The organism is Angustibacter sp. Root456 (assembly GCF_001426435.1).
In the GTDB taxonomy this organism is placed as follows: domain Bacteria; phylum Actinomycetota; class Actinomycetes; order Actinomycetales; family Angustibacteraceae; genus Angustibacter.
In genome coordinates, this window is the sequence record NZ_LMER01000004.1 from 15,817 (window position 1) to 29,539 (window position 13,723).

Sequence of the window (13,723 nt, forward strand, 5' to 3'; positions counted from 1 at the left end):
CTCGTCCTAGCGACGGGCGCGACGGGCGCGACGTTCGCGGGCGATCGCCTCGCGGATCGGTGGCACGACCACGCCCGTCTGCGCCAGGCGCTGCCGCACCTTGTGCCGGCTGACCAGGATGCCGGTGACTCCGACCACCCACACGACGTACTGCACCGACCAGGCGAGCTTGAACGAGCCGAGGTCGTAGGTCGCCGCGCGCCCCGTACCGCCGCCCGACGGAGCCACGGCGTCGAGCACCACACCCACGGCGAACATCGTCAGCAGCGAGGCGACGAAGCCGCCGATGTTGACGATGCCCGTGGCGCTGCCGAGCCGGCCCACGGGGTTGAAGGTCCGCGCGAAGTCGAACCCGATCATGGAGCCCGGACCGCCCACCGACACGGCCACGATGAGCACGACGAGCAGCCACAGCGGCGCGCGCCCCGGCCACAGGAGCACCGTGGTCCACGCGGTGACGGTGAACCCTACGGTGCCGAGCACGAGCCACGAGCGGCGCAGCGGGTGGCGGGCCACCAACGTGCCGAACACGGGTCCGGCGAGCATGCCCGTGATGACGAACACCGTCAGCAGCGCGCTGGCCACCCGCGGGGAGCGACCCTGCCCCGACACCAGGAACGGGTATCCCCAGAGCAGGGCGAAGACCGTGCCCGAGAACTGGGTGGTGAAGTGGGTCCACAGCCCCAGCCGCGTACCGGGGTGGCTGAAGGCCGCGCCGACCTGCTGGCCGACCTCGCGCAGCGAGGGCGAGTGCCGCTGCACGTCCTGCCCCGGCGGCGCGTCGCGCAGGACCAGCAGGCTCAGCCCGGTCACGACCAGTCCGGCGGCCGAGGCGATGAGGTAGGTGGTGGTCCAGCCCGGCCCGTGCAGCAGCGCCACGAGCGGCACCGCGCTCACGATCTGCCCCAGCTGACCCGTGATGCCGGTCATCTGGGTGAGCTGCGGCACCTGGCGGGCGGGGAACCACGCCGTCACCAGGCGCAGCACGCACACGAAGGTCATGGCGTCGCCGGTGCCGACGAGCACCCGCGCCAGCACCGCGAGGCCCATGGTGTCGGCGAGGGCCAGCACCGTCTGGCCGGCGACCATGACCAGCCCGCCGAGGACGATGAGCCGCCGGGCGCCGTACCGGTCGAGGAGCACGCCGACCGGGATCTGCAGCCCCGCGTAGACGAGCAGCTGGAGCACGGCGAACGTCGCCAGCACGCTCGCTGAGGCGTCGAAGCGCTTGGCGGCGGCGATGCCCGCCACCCCCAGGGAGGTGCGCTGCAGCACCGCCGTGCCGTAGGCGAGGACACCCACGCCCCACACGAGCCACGCCCCGCGCGGTGCACGCGTGCGGGTGGGGTCGGTCACGGCCCTATTGTCGAGCAGCGCACCGCTCGACGCGACCGCGTCTCAGCCGGCGCGGCGGGCGGCCTGCCGCTCGAGGTAGGCGTCGCGCTTCTCCTCGAAGCGCGAGGCGGCGACGTCGAGGTCGTCGAGCAGCCGGGCGAGCTCCTCACGGGCCTGTTCGCCCTCGGCTCCCAGGCCCTCGCGGTCCCACACCTTCCACGTCTTGAGCACCGGGGCGAGCACCTCGTCGCGGTGGATCCGCAGGTCGTAGATCCCGGCCATGGCGATCTGCACCGAGCGGCGGCCGAAGTCCTGGATGGTGTGGCCGGGCATCTGGAACGTCGCCACGACGTCGCGCACGGCCTGCAGGGTCTGCTCGGGCGCGATCTCGAGCGCCGCGGCGAGCAGGTTGCGGTAGAAGACCATGTGCAGGTTCTCGTCCTGCGCGATGCGAGCCAGCATCTGCTCGCAGTAGGGGTCCTCGGTGTACTTGCCGGTGTTGCGGTGCGAGATGCGGGTCGCCAGCTCCTGGAACGACACGTAGGCCACGGAGCGCAGCATCTCGTCGTTGTCCTGCTCGAAGCCCTGGCCCATGTGCGACATGCGCTCGCGCTCGAGCTGCACGGGATCGACCGCGCGCGTCACGAGCAGGTAGTCGCGCATCACCATGCCGTGGCGACCCTCCTCGGCCGTCCAGCGGTCGACCCAGGTGCCCCACGCGCCGTCGCGGCCGAAGGTGTCGGAGATCTCGCGGTGGTAGCTCGGGAGGTTGTCCTCGGTGAGCAGGTTCACGATCAGGGCGGTGCGCGCCGTGGGGCTCATCGGCGACTGCTCCTGCGACCACGGCTCGCCGTCGAAGATGCCTTCGTAGTTGCGGCCCTGGCTCCACGGCACGTACTCGTGCGGGAACCACTCCTTGGCCGCCTTCATGTGGCGTTCGAGCTCGCGTTCGACGACGGGCTCGAGCTCGGTCAGCAGCTGCAGCTGCGTCAGTTCCTTCACGGCCGGGCACCACCTTACGTTGGCGTAACCTACGCTTCCGTAACTTAGTGTGCCCGCTACCGCCCAGTAGGTCCAGTCGGCGCCCCGAGCCGCCGGGCGGGACGAGCGGGGAAACCGGGGCGACGGCGGCCGCCTCGGGTCGGTACCGTCGTCGTCCATGAGCGCCACCCTCGTTGCCCGTGGACTCGCCGCCGGGCACGGGGCGCGGTCGCTGTTCGCCGACCTCGACCTGGTCGTCGGCCCCGGCGACGTGGTCGGCCTGGTGGGCGCCAACGGGGCCGGCAAGTCCACCCTGCTGCGCCTGCTGGGCGGCCTGGTCCGACCCGAGCAGGGGCAGGTGACGCTGTCGCCACCCGCCGCACAGCCGGGCTACCTCCCGCAGGAGGCCGAGCGGCGGCCGGGCGAGACGGTGCGCGCCTTCCTGCACCGCCGCACCGGCGTCGAGGTGGCCCAACGCCGGCTCGACACCGCGACGGCCGACCTGGCCGCCGGACGACCGGGTGCGGACGACGAGTACGCCGACGCCCTGGAGACCTGGCTGCACCTCGGTGGCGCGGACCTCGACGAGCGCGCCGAGCAGGTCGCGAGCGAGATCGGGCTGGGCGTGAGCCTCGAGGCGCTGATGACCACCCTGTCCGGCGGGCAGGCGGCCCGCGCGGGGCTCGCGTCGCTGCTGGTGTCGCGCTACGACCTGTTCCTGCTCGACGAGCCGACCAACGACCTCGACCTGGCCGGCCTGGAGCGGCTGGAGCGCTTCGTGCGCCAGTCGCAGGTGCCCGTGGTCGTCGTCAGCCACGACCGAGAGTTCCTCGCGCGCACGGTCAACCAGGTGGTCGAGCTCGACCTCGCCCAGCAGCAGGTGTCGGTGTACGGCGGCAGCTACGACGACTACCTGCGCGAGCGTGAGGTCGCCCGTCGCCACGCACGCGAGGCCTACGAGGACTACGACCAGACGCGCACGGACCTGACGGCGCGGGCTCGCATGCAGCGCGCATGGAGCGACCAGGGCACCCGCAACGCCCTGCGCAAGGCCACCGACAACGACAAGAACATCATCCACCGCAACCGTCAGAGCTCGCAGAAGCAGGCGGCCAAGGCGCGCCAGACCGACCGTCTCATCGAGCGGCTGGACGTCGTCGAGGAGCCACGCAAGGAGTGGCAGCTGCAGCTCGAGATCGCCACGGCCGGACGCTCGGGGTCGGTGGTCGCCGTCGCCCGCCACGCCGTCGTGCGCCGTGCGGCCTTCACCCTCGGCCCCGTCGACCTGCAGCTCGACTGGGCCGACCGCGTCGTGCTCACCGGGCCCAACGGCTCGGGCAAGACGACGCTGCTCGGCCTGCTGCTCGGGCGGATCACGCCGGACGACGGCAGCGTCCAGCGGGGGTCGGGTGTGCAGGTGGGCGAGATCGACCAGGCGCGCAGCGCCTTCGACGGCGACCCGTCGCTCGTCGACGCGTTCGCCGCGCAGGTGCCCGACTGGCCCACGGCCGAGGTCCGGACGCTGCTCGCCAAGTTCGGGCTCGGCTCGGAGCACGTCGCGCGGCCGTGCGCCACGCTCTCACCGGGTGAGCGCACCCGCGCCGGGCTCGCGTTGCTGCAGGCTCGAGGGGTCAACCTGCTGGTGCTCGACGAGCCCACCAACCACCTCGACCTACCCGCCATCGAGCAGCTCGAGCAGGCGCTCGACTCGTTCGCGGGCACCGTGCTCCTGGTCACCCACGACCGGCGGATGCTGCGCACGGTCCGCACCACCCGCCACTGGGAGCTGCTCGACGGGCAGGTCCGCGAGCTCTCAACCTGAGGGGATCTCCCCTCCATCACGGCCTGCTCGCCGCGGCCCTGCTCACCGTCCATCTTCTCGACAGGCCTTGTGGCACGCAGCGTGCAGGCCGACGATGAGATCACCGCCACCGCGGTGGGTACGAGAGGGGCACGCCCATGGTCACGTCCGATGATCCGGCGCACACACCGTCCTCCGAACAGACCCCGCCGCCCGCGGCCGCTCCCCCGCCACGCCTGACCCGCTGGGGAGCAGCGTGGTTCGCCACGGGGATCGCCCTGCTGCTGCTGGTGCTGCTCATCATCTTCGTGCTGCAGAACGGCCGGAAGGTCGACGTCACCTTCCTGGGGCTGGACGGCAGCCTCCCCCTGGGGATGGCGCTGCTCATCGCTGCGGTCGGTGGCGGTGTGGTGGTCGCCATCTCCGGCGTCGCCAGGGTGGCGCAGCTGCGCCTGAGCGCCCGCCGGATCAGGCGGTCCGGCAGCAGCTGACCGCCCCGCCCGACGTCACGCGCCCCCGCGCGCGACGGCGACCACAGCGGTCACCAGCACCGGGTCCTGGGCCGGGGGCACCGAGCGCAGGTCGAGCAGCAGGGCGCCGCGCTCGACCCGGCCGACCACCGACGGCGTGCCGCGGCGCAGCGGCGCGGCCCACCCGGCCGGGACGCGGACGGCGACGCTCGCCACCGTCCGACCAGGCGCTCCCCCGGCCCCGACGGTGGCGGCGGACTCGACCACGTCGGCCTGCACGCCGCTCGTCGCCAGCAGCGCGACGACCGCCTCGGCCCGCCGACACAGGGACTCGGTCGGCGCCTCGAGCGCCTCCAGCACGGGCGCCGCCGGGCCGCGCACGGTCGCCTCCAGTGCGGCGAGCGTGAGCTTGTCGACGCGGAAGGCCCGGGCCAGCGGGTGGCGGCGCAGTCGCTCCACGAGCTCGGCGCGTCCGAGCAGCAGACCGGCCTGCGGGCCGCCGAGCAGCTTGTCGCCGCTGCCGGTCACCAGGTCGGCGCCATCGCGCAGCGCGGTGGCGGCATCCGGCTCGTCCGGCAGCAGGGGGTGAGGGCGCAGCAGACCGGAGCCGAGGTCGGCCACCAGCGGCACCTGGTGGTCGGCCAGCGCAACCGCCAGCTCGCGCACGCAGGCGCTGGAGGTGAAGCCCTGCACCACGAAGTTCGACGGGTGCACCTTCAGGACGAACCCCGTGTCGGGCCCGACCGCCGCAAGGTAGTCACGCACGGTGGTGCGGTTGGTGGTGCCCACCTCCACCAGCTTCGCGCCCGTGGACTCGATGAGGTCCGGCAGCCGGAAGCCGTCGCCGATCTCGACCATCTCCCCGCGCGACACGACGATCTCGCGCCCTTGGGCGAACGCCGTGGCGACGAGGGCGAGGGCGGCCGCTCCGTTGTTGACGACGTGCACGCCGCCCGCCTCGGGCACCGCCTGAGCGAGCGCGGCCAAGGCTCCCCGGCCGCGACGGGCCCGGGCGCCGGTGACACGGTCGAACTCGACGTCCGTCGGCCCGGCGGCCGCGACGACCGCCGCGATCGCCGCACCGGACAGCGCAGCCCGCCCGAGGTTGGTGTGCAGCAGGACCCCGGTGGCGTTGACCACCGGCACCAGGGACGACGCCGTGGGCGGCAGGTCGGCCAGCACCGCGTCGACGACCGCGTCGGGCTCGAGCTCGCCGTGCCGCACGCGGTCGAGCGCTTCGACCACCACCGACTTCACGAGAGAGCGCCCGAGCCGGGCGCGGGCGTCGGCCAGCCGGTCGTCGTCCAGCACCGCGTCGGTGCGTGGCACGCGCCGCCGGACGTCGTGCCCTCGGCCAGCGCTCACCAGGGCAGCCTAGCCGGGGTGCTCGGACGACGCCGGGCGATGCACCCACGGCACCAGCCCCAAGGCGTCGATCGCCTGCCGCGCCAGGGCGTCCGGGGTCCGGCTGACGTCGAGCACGACGCCGCGCTCGTCGGGCTGCAGCGGCTCGAGCGTCGCCACTTGGGAGTCGAGGAGGCTGGCCGGCATGTAGTGACCGACCCGCGCCGCGAGCCGCGCCCGCACGAGCTCGGCGGCGCCGTCCAGGTGCACGAAGTCCACCGACGGCGGCCCGTCGGCGAGCACGTCACGGTAGCTGCGCTTGAGCGCCGAGCACGCGATGACGGTGGACTCCCCCACGGCCGCGCGCTCGGCCATCCACCGGGCGAGGCTGCGCAGCCACGGCCAGCGGTCGACGTCCTCCAGCGGCACGCCGGCCGACATCTTCGCGACGTTGGCGGCGGTGTGGAACTCGTCGGCCTCGGCGAAGACGAAGCCGGTGGCCGCGGCGATGCGCGAGGCGACCGTGGTCTTGCCACAGCCAGAGACGCCCATCACCACGACGTGGCGGGTCGTCGCGGTCTCGGCGGGCTCACCAGTCATGCACGGTGCCGTCCTTGAGGCGGTTGAACGGCAGGTAAGCCGGCTGGTAGGGGAACCGCGCCGCCGCCTGCTCGTCGAGCTCGACGCCGAGGCCGGGCTGCTCGCCAGGGTGCAGGTAGCCGTCGGCGAAGGTGAAGCTCTGCCGGAACACCTCGTTCGTGAGCGCTCCGTGCTGCATGTACTCCTGGATGCCGAAGTTGTGGATCGCCAGGTCGAGGTGCAGGGCGGCGGCCATGCCGACCGGCGAGATGTCGGTGGGCCCGTGGATGCCCGACTTGATCTGGTACTGCGCCGCGAAGTCGAGCAGCTTGCGCATGGCGGTGATGCCACCGGTGTGCGTGACCGCCGAGCGCACGTAGTCGATGAGCTGCTCGCGGATCAGCGTCTGGTAGTCCCAGACGGTGTTGAAGATCTCGCCGATCGCCAGCGGTGTGGTGGTGTGCTGGCGCACGAGCCGCAGCGCCTCCTGGTTCTCCGCCGGCGTGCAGTCCTCGAGCCAGAACAGGTCGTACGGCTCGAGGTCCTTGCCGAGCCGAGCGGCCTGGATGGGCGTCATCCGGTGGTGGCCGTCGTGCAGCAGCGGCAGCTCGGGGCCGAACTCGCCGCGCACGGCCTCGAAGACGCCGGGGATGTGGCGCAGGTAGGCGCGGGTGTCCCAGTCCTCCTCCGCCGGCAGGGGTGTGCGCTGCGCGGGCTCGTAGTCGTAGCGCGCGCCGCCGCTCGCCGACTGCGCCGCCACGCCGTAGACGGCGTTCAGGCCCGGCACCGAGGTCTGCACGCGGATCGAGCGGTAGCCGAGCTCGAGGTGCTCGCGGATCGAGTCGAAGAGCTGCTGCGTGTCGCGCCCGGACGCGTGACCGTAGGCCATGATCCCGCGGCGGGACGCACCGCCGAGCAGCTGGTAGAGGGGCAGCCCGGCGGCCTTGGCCTTGAGGTCCCACAACGCGACGTCGACGGCCGCGATCGCGGCCATGGTGACCGGGCCGCGGCGCCAGTACGCCGAGCGGTACAGGAACTGCCAGGTGTCCTCGATCGCGTGCGCGTCCCGCCCGATCAGCAGCGGCACGACGTGGTCGACGAGGTACGACGCCACCGCGAGCTCGCGGCCGTTCAGGGTGCCGTCGCCGAGGCCGGTGAGACCGTCGTCCGTGGTGAGCTTGAGCGTCACGAAGTTGCGGTCGGGACTGGTGACGACGACGTCGGCGGCGACGATCTTCACGGGGATCCTCTCTGGGATGGCGGTGGTGGATCAGCGAACGGCGGAGCCGGGCTGGAGCCCGTCGAGCAAGCCGAGCTCGGCCCGAGTGGGCAGACCCTCCCAGTCACCAGCGGTGCTCACGGCGAAGGCGCCCAGCGTGACGGCGCGGCGCAGCGCAGCTGGCGGTTCCAGGTCGTCGAGGAGCGCTGAGAGCAGCCCCGCGGTGAACGCGTCGCCGGCACCGAGGGTGTCGACGGCGGTGACGGCGAGGGCTGCGGCGTCGTGCCGCTCGTCGGCCGTCGCCAGCGTCGCGCCCGCGGCGCCGCGCTTGACGGCGACGACCCGCGCCCCGGCACCGAGCAGCGCCGTGACGGCTGCTTCCTCGTCGTGCCGCTCATCGCTGTCGGACGTGACGAGAGGCAGCTCGTCGTCCGAGGCGATGACGACGTCGGCGAGTGCGGCGAGGTCGCGCAGCGCCGCGTGGGCGCGGTCGCGCGACCAGAGACGCGAGCGGTAGTTGACGTCGAGGGACACCAGGACGCCGGCTTCCCGGGCGGTGCGGGCCGCGGCGAGCGTCGTCTCGCGGGCGGTGTCGGACAGGGCGGCCGTGATCCCGGTGAGGTGCAGGCAGCGCGCTCCGTCGTCCAGCGCCGCACGCAGGTCCTCCTGCGAGAGAACGGATGCAGCCGACCCACTGCGCCGGTACTCCACGCGCGCGAGGTCGGCGGTGCGGGCTTCGACCACCATGAGACCCGTGGGTCGCTCGAGGTCGCGCACGACGTGCGTGACGTCGACCCCCTCGGCGCGCAGCTGGGTCCGCACGAGGTCGCCGAGCGGGTCAGCGCCGAGGCGCCCGACCCACCGCACCTGGTGGCCGAGTCGGGCCAGGCCGATGGCGACGTTCGACTCGGCACCGGCGAGGCGCGCGACGAGCGCGCTGCCCTGCGTGAGCGGGCCGGCGCACCGGAAGGCGACCATGGCCTCGCCGAACGTGAGGACGTCGACCCGTCGCTCTGGGTGGGCCGTCACGGCCGGGCCTCGCCCGCCGCGTCGAGGTAGGCGCGCGCCCGCCGGGCCAGCGCGTCGAGGTCGCCGCCCGCGGCCGCGTCCCCGAGCAGCGGTGATCCGACCCCGACACCGATCGCCCCTGCCCGCAGGAACGCCGTGGTGGCCGCGACGTCGACGCCACCGACAGCCATCAGCGCGATGCCGGGAAACGGGTCGCGCAACGCCTTCAGGTACGCCGGCCCGCCGAGCGAGGCGGGGAAGACCTTCACCGCCGCTGCGCCCTGCAGGTGGGCGGCCAGCACCTCGCTGGGGGTCAGTGCACCGGCCGCCACGGGCAGGTCGCGGCGTACGCACTCGGCCACGGACTCGGCCAGTGCCGGCGTCACGACGAACTGCGCGCCCGCGGCTTCGACGTCGGCGACGTCCCCCGCGGTCAGCACCGTGCCGGCGCCGACCAGGCGCCCTGCGTCGGCGCGGGCCACCACCTGCTCGATGGCGCGGCACGCGCCCGGCGTGGTGAGCGAGATCTCGAGCAGGTCGATGCCGGCGTCCAGCAGGCGCAGCGCCGGGGCCACCAGCGCCTCGCCGTCCGGGCCGCGAAGGATCGCCATGACCGGCGCCTGCGTCACCGCGTCGACGAACGCCTGCGAGCGGGCCGTCCGCTCGGGCTGCTGGCTCATGGTCACCACTCCGCGAAGCTGCCGTCGGCGTGGCGCCACACCGGCCCGCGCCAGGCGTGACCGCGCTGGTCGGCCGCCCGCACGGCGTCCTCGTCGACGTCGATGCCGAGCCCGGGCGCCTCGAAGCGCTCGATGTGGCCGTCGACGAACGCGAACGGCTTCTGGTCCAGCAGGTAGTCGAGGACGTCGGCGCCCTGGTTGTAGTGGATGCCGATGCTCTGCTCCTGGATCAGGTAGTTCGGCGTCGCGAAGCCGACCTGCAGGCATGCCGCCAGCGCGATGGGCCCCAGCGGGCAGTGCGGTGCGAGCTGGACGTCGAACGTCTCGGCCAGCGCGGCGATCTTGCGCACCTCGGTGATGCCTCCGGCGTGCGAGAGGTCAGGCTGGGCCACGGCGATTCCGGCCTGCAGCACGGGCAGGAACTCCTGCCGCGAGTACAACCGCTCCCCCGTCGAGACCGGCGTCGTGGTCGAGCGCACGAAGTCGCCGATGAGGTGCGAGTTCTCGGGCACCACCGGCTCCTCCAGGAAGAACGGGCGGTACGGCTCGAGCAGCGGCGCGACCCGGCGGGCGTTGGCCAGGGTGAACCGGCCGTGGAAGTCGACGGCCACGTCGCGGTGCTCGCCCAGCACCTCGCGGGCGGCCGCGACCCGCCGCACCACGCCATCGAGCTCGGCCACCGAAGCCACGGGGCTCATCCGCCCGCTGGCGTTCATCTTCACGGCGGTCAGGCCGGCCTCGACCTGCTCGGCGATGTGGTCGGCCACCTCCGCCGGCTCGTCGCCGCCCACCCAGCCGTACACGCGGATCCGGTCGCGCACCGGGCCGCCGAGCAGCTGGTGCACGGGGGCGCCGTAGTGCTTGCCCTTGAGGTCCCACAGCGCCTGGTCCAGGCCCGACACGGCACTGGCGAGGATCGGGCCGCCCCGGTAGAACGAGCCCTTGGTCATGACCTGCCAGTGGTCCTCGGTGCGCAGCGCGTCCTGGCCCACGAGCAGCTCGCTCAGCTGGTCGACGGCGGTGCGCACCGTCTCCGAGCGGCCCTCGCACGTCGCCTCACCCCAGCCCACCAGCCCGTCGTCGGTCTCGACCCGTACGAACAGCCAGCGCGGCGGCACCATGAACGTCTCGACCCGCTGAATCGTCGGCATGTCAGCCCTTCGTGGCGCCGGCGGTGAGACCGGAGACGATGTACTTCTGGGTGAAGAGCGCGATGACGATGATCGGCAGCGTCACCACCGTGGCGGCCGCCATGAGCCCACCCCAGTCGATGCTCGCGTACCCCACGAAGTTGAAGATGGCCACGGGCAGCGTCTTGGTCTGCGCGCCGGAGAGCACCAGCGCGAACATGAAGTTGTTCCAGGAGAAGATGAAGGCGAGGATCCCGCCGGTCGCGATGCCGGGCAGCGACAGCGGCAGGGTGATGCGGCGGAAGGCACCGATCGCGGTGAGCCCGTCGACGCGCGCGGCCTCCTCGAGCTCGAGGGGCAGGGAGTCGAAGAAGCCCATCATGATGTAGACGATGAGCGGCAGCGCCACGAACATGTGGCTCAGGATGAGCACGGTGTAGCCGCCGACCAGGTGCAGGTTCGAGAAGACGTAGAACCACGGCACGAGCAGTGAGACGCCGGGGATCACGCGGGCCATCAGCACCACGAGCGAGGACCGCCGCATGCTGAAGCGGCTCATCGAGTACGCCGCCGGCACCCCGAGGATCGACGAGATCACGGTCGAGGCGAACGCGACCCAGAAGCTGTTGACGATGTACTGGACGTAGTTCGCCTGCTTGAGCACCTTGGCGTAGTGGTCGAGCGTCGGCGTGAAGAAGATGGCCTTGCCGGCGTCGTAGATGTCGACCGTGGTCTTGAACGACGCGAGCACCATCCAGACCAGCGGCCCGATGAGGGCCAGGACGACGACGACGAGGGCCACGACCCGGAAGACCGAGTACGGCGTGCGCTTGCGGGACATCAGGAGTCCTCCTTGCGACGCGCCGTGAGCACCCACATGGAGCCCACGATGATGAGGAAGAAGATGACGAGGACGGCCGACGCGATGCCGTACTCGTTGTAGTCGAAGCTGAGGCCGTAGGCGTAGACGTTGAGGGTCTCGACCTCGTGGAACGACCCACCGCCCTTGCCCTTGGTGGCGTAGAGGATGTCGAACGTCTTGATGGCGTCGATGCCGCGCAGCAGGATCGCGACGATCACCGTGGGCATGAGCATGGGCAGCGTGACGTACCGGAAGCGCTGCCAGCCCGTCGTCCCGTCGACCAACGCGGCCTCGTGCGGCTCCTCGGGCAGGGACGTCAGGCCCGCGAGCAAGATCAGCACCACCATCGGCGTCCACTGCCAGACGTCGATCATGGCCGTGGTCATCAGCGCGGTCTTCTGGCCGGAGAGCCAGGGCTGCGGGCCGATGCCGAACCACCCGAGCGCCTGGTTGGCGAAGCCGATGTTCGGGTCGAGGATCAGCCGCCACATCATGCCGACCGCGACCGGCGTGGCCACCAGCGGCAGCAGGATGGCTGCGCGCACCCACTTCTCGCCGCGGAACGGCTTCCACAGCAGCAGCGCGACGGCCATGCCCAGGACCACCTCGAACAGCAGCGCGACGCCGGTGAAGGCGACCGTGCGCCCGACGGCCGGCCAGAAGCGGTCGGTGTCGGTGAGCACGTCGAGGTAGTTGCCCAACCCGATGAAGGACTTGTCAGCCCGCACCGAGCCCTCGGCGTCGGTCAGGCTGAGGTACACCGTCCAGCCGACGGGGAAGATGATCAGCACGGCGACGAAGGCCATCGCCGGGCCGGCGAACAGCCACTTCATGTGCCGGTTCGCCCACCTCGCCCAGCCAGGGGTCGGCGCCGAACGGGCTGGCGCCGCGTGGTGCGCCGGGGTCTGCACTGCCATGGGGTCTCCGTCGGCCGAGGCCGCACCGGCCGGGGCGGCTGGAGCCCCGGCCGGTGTCGGCGTCACTTGTTCTCGTCGTCCAGCAGAGCCTGGAACGCCTGCTGCGCCTTCTCGGCCGACGCCGCGACGTCCTGACCGGTGATCGCGTCGACGATCGGCTGACCGACGATCTCACGCGCCTCGGGCACCTTGATGACCAGCGGGCGGTCGTGTCCCACACCGTTCTTGGTGCTCACGGCGATGGCCGCGGCGAGGTCCTTCGGGTAGGTCGCGGTGCCCTCAGGGTTCTCCCACACCGACTGGCGAGCACCGGGGACGCCAGCCTTCTGGTTCGCGAGCACCATCTCCTTGCTCGTCGCCCACTTGATGAACTTCCAGGCGTTGTCCTTGTTCTTGGACTGCTCGTTGATGCCGAGCGCCCACGACGGCACGTTGTACGGCTTGGAGCCGGCCGGGCCCGCCGGGAACGGCGCGAAGCCCACGGTGTCGGAGACCTTCGACTTGGCCGGGTCGGTGGCGTTGGCGTAGAGCGAGTCAGCCTCGGTGTAGAACGCCGCCTTGCCCTGCGTGAAGATCGCCATGGCCTCGGGCCAGCTCATGTCGGTGCTGACGTTCTTGGGGCCGTAGTTCTTGATCAGGCCGCCGTAGAGCGCGTAGGCCTTCTTGGCGGCGTCGGTGTTGATCGCGGCCTTGCCGCTGTCGTCGATGAAGTCCCCGCCCATGCTGTACAGGAAGCTGGAGAACTGCGTCACCGCGGCGGACTTGCCGGTGCGGGCGACGAAGCCCGCGATGCCGGGGTTCTGCTGCGCGATCTTGGCGGCGTCCGCCTTGAGCTCGTCGAGCGTCTGCGGCGGCTGAGCGATCCCGGCCTTCTTCAGCAGGTCCTTGCGGTAGTACAGGACCTCCTGCTCGGTGATGAGCGGGACGCCGACGACCTTGTCCTTGAACGTGGTCGCGCCGACCGGGCCGTCCTGGAAGTCGTCCCAGTTCCAGTCCTTGGCCGACGTCACCTTGTCGGTGAGGTCCGCGAGGTACTTGTTCTTCGCGAACAGCTTCCCCTCCTGAAGCGGCCGATACATCATCACGTCGAGGTCCGAGGAGCCCGCGTTGAGCTTGACGTTGTACTGGTCGGAGAGCTGGTCCTCGCCGAGCTGGGTGATCTCGACCTTCAGACCGCTGGACTTCTCGAACTCCGGCAGCGCCTTCTTGATGTTCTCGGTCCACACGTGGTTGGCCAGCGTGACCCGCACGGTCTTGGAGTCGGCGCTGTCACCGCTGTCCGAGCCCCCGCAGGCCGTCAGGCCCAGGGCCGTCGTCGCGGCCAGCGCGGCCGCCATGAGGGAGGTGCGTCTCACGGATCTCTCCTTCGCATCATGGCCGCCCCGCCGTTGGAGCCG

At 71.9% G+C, this 13,723-nt stretch carries 13 protein-coding genes; 2 read left to right on the plus strand and 11 right to left on the minus strand.

Annotation, left to right across the window (positions count from 1 at the left end; genetic code table 11):
* Positions 1–6: 6 nt before the first annotated feature.
* Positions 7–1,356 carry a nitrate/nitrite transporter gene (locus tag ASD06_RS04400; protein ID WP_056673778.1) on the minus strand — a complete coding sequence of 450 codons (1,350 nt, stop codon included), beginning with the start codon at positions 1,354–1,356 and terminating at the stop codon, positions 7–9.
* 42 nt (positions 1,357–1,398) lie between these two features.
* Positions 1,399–2,337 carry an acyl-ACP desaturase gene (locus tag ASD06_RS04405; RefSeq protein WP_056673781.1) on the minus strand — a complete coding sequence of 313 codons (939 nt, stop codon included), beginning with the start codon at positions 2,335–2,337 and terminating at the stop codon, positions 1,399–1,401.
* A 157-nt stretch (positions 2,338–2,494) separates the two neighbouring features.
* Between ASD06_RS04405 and ASD06_RS04410 the strand changes: the two genes are divergently transcribed.
* Both ASD06_RS04410 and ASD06_RS04415 read left to right on the plus strand, forming a co-directional pair.
* A complete protein-coding gene (locus tag ASD06_RS04410) occupies positions 2,495–4,138 on the plus strand; it encodes an ABC-F family ATP-binding cassette domain-containing protein (protein ID WP_056673785.1) in 1,644 nt (547 codons plus the stop codon).
* A gap of 137 nt (positions 4,139–4,275) precedes the next feature.
* On the plus strand, positions 4,276–4,608 hold the full coding sequence (locus ASD06_RS04415; protein ID WP_082537706.1) for a lipopolysaccharide assembly protein LapA domain-containing protein: 333 nt from the start codon (positions 4,276–4,278) through the stop codon (positions 4,606–4,608).
* A gap of 15 nt (positions 4,609–4,623) precedes the next feature.
* Here ASD06_RS04415 and selA read toward each other — a convergent pair whose 3' ends face one another.
* The 9 genes from selA to ASD06_RS04460 form a co-directional block, all read right to left on the minus strand.
* Entirely contained in the window at positions 4,624–5,952 is a 1,329-nt protein-coding gene (gene selA, locus ASD06_RS04420; protein WP_082537707.1) for an L-seryl-tRNA(Sec) selenium transferase, read from the minus strand.
* A gap of 9 nt (positions 5,953–5,961) precedes the next feature.
* Entirely contained in the window at positions 5,962–6,531 is a 570-nt protein-coding gene (locus ASD06_RS04425) for a gluconokinase (RefSeq protein ID WP_056673790.1), read from the minus strand.
* On the minus strand, positions 6,521–7,750 hold the full coding sequence (gene manD / locus ASD06_RS04430; protein WP_056673793.1) for a D-mannonate dehydratase ManD: 1,230 nt from the start codon (positions 7,748–7,750) through the stop codon (positions 6,521–6,523). The genes ASD06_RS04425 and manD overlap by 11 nt, the downstream gene beginning before the upstream one ends.
* A gap of 30 nt (positions 7,751–7,780) precedes the next feature.
* Positions 7,781–8,758, minus strand: coding sequence for a sugar kinase (locus ASD06_RS04435; protein WP_082537708.1), 978 nt, complete (start codon positions 8,756–8,758; stop codon positions 7,781–7,783).
* Positions 8,755–9,417, minus strand: coding sequence for a bifunctional 4-hydroxy-2-oxoglutarate aldolase/2-dehydro-3-deoxy-phosphogluconate aldolase (locus tag ASD06_RS04440; protein ID WP_056673796.1), 663 nt, complete (start codon positions 9,415–9,417; stop codon positions 8,755–8,757). The genes ASD06_RS04435 and ASD06_RS04440 overlap by 4 nt, the downstream gene beginning before the upstream one ends.
* Before the next feature lie 2 nt (positions 9,418–9,419).
* Positions 9,420–10,568 carry a galactonate dehydratase gene (gene dgoD / locus ASD06_RS04445; RefSeq protein WP_056673799.1) on the minus strand — a complete coding sequence of 383 codons (1,149 nt, stop codon included), beginning with the start codon at positions 10,566–10,568 and terminating at the stop codon, positions 9,420–9,422.
* Between the two features lies 1 nt (position 10,569).
* The gene (locus tag ASD06_RS04450; RefSeq protein ID WP_056673802.1) at positions 10,570–11,388 is read right to left on the minus strand and encodes a carbohydrate ABC transporter permease; all 819 of its coding nucleotides are present in this window, start codon (positions 11,386–11,388) and stop codon (positions 10,570–10,572) included.
* Complete coding sequence (locus ASD06_RS04455) at positions 11,388–12,326, minus strand: carbohydrate ABC transporter permease (RefSeq protein ID WP_082537714.1); 939 nt, start codon at positions 12,324–12,326, stop codon at positions 11,388–11,390. Before ASD06_RS04455 ends, ASD06_RS04450 begins: the two co-directional genes overlap by 1 nt.
* Before the next feature lie 62 nt (positions 12,327–12,388).
* Positions 12,389–13,663, minus strand: coding sequence for a sugar ABC transporter substrate-binding protein (locus ASD06_RS04460; RefSeq protein ID WP_056673805.1), 1,275 nt, complete (start codon positions 13,661–13,663; stop codon positions 12,389–12,391).
* Positions 13,664–13,723 lie beyond the last annotated feature (60 nt).

Excerpts from the sequence above, each read along its gene's own strand:
- ASD06_RS04410 (WP_056673785.1), top strand. The coding sequence starts at position 2,495 with ATGAGCGCCACCCTCGTTGCCCGTGGACTCGCCGCCGGGCACGGGGCG.
- ASD06_RS04415 (WP_082537706.1), top strand. The coding sequence starts at position 4,276 with ATGGTCACGTCCGATGATCCGGCGCACACACCGTCCTCCGAACAGACC.
- ASD06_RS04425 (WP_056673790.1), bottom strand. The coding sequence starts at position 6,531 with ATGACTGGTGAGCCCGCCGAGACCGCGACGACCCGCCACGTCGTGGTG.
- ASD06_RS04440 (WP_056673796.1), bottom strand. The coding sequence starts at position 9,417 with ATGAGCCAGCAGCCCGAGCGGACGGCCCGCTCGCAGGCGTTCGTCGAC.
- dgoD (WP_056673799.1), bottom strand. The coding sequence starts at position 10,568 with ATGCCGACGATTCAGCGGGTCGAGACGTTCATGGTGCCGCCGCGCTGG.
- ASD06_RS04450 (WP_056673802.1), bottom strand. The coding sequence starts at position 11,388 with ATGTCCCGCAAGCGCACGCCGTACTCGGTCTTCCGGGTCGTGGCCCTC.
- ASD06_RS04455 (WP_082537714.1), bottom strand. The coding sequence starts at position 12,326 with ATGGCAGTGCAGACCCCGGCGCACCACGCGGCGCCAGCCCGTTCGGCG.
- ASD06_RS04460 (WP_056673805.1), bottom strand. The coding sequence starts at position 13,663 with ATGGCGGCCGCGCTGGCCGCGACGACGGCCCTGGGCCTGACGGCCTGC.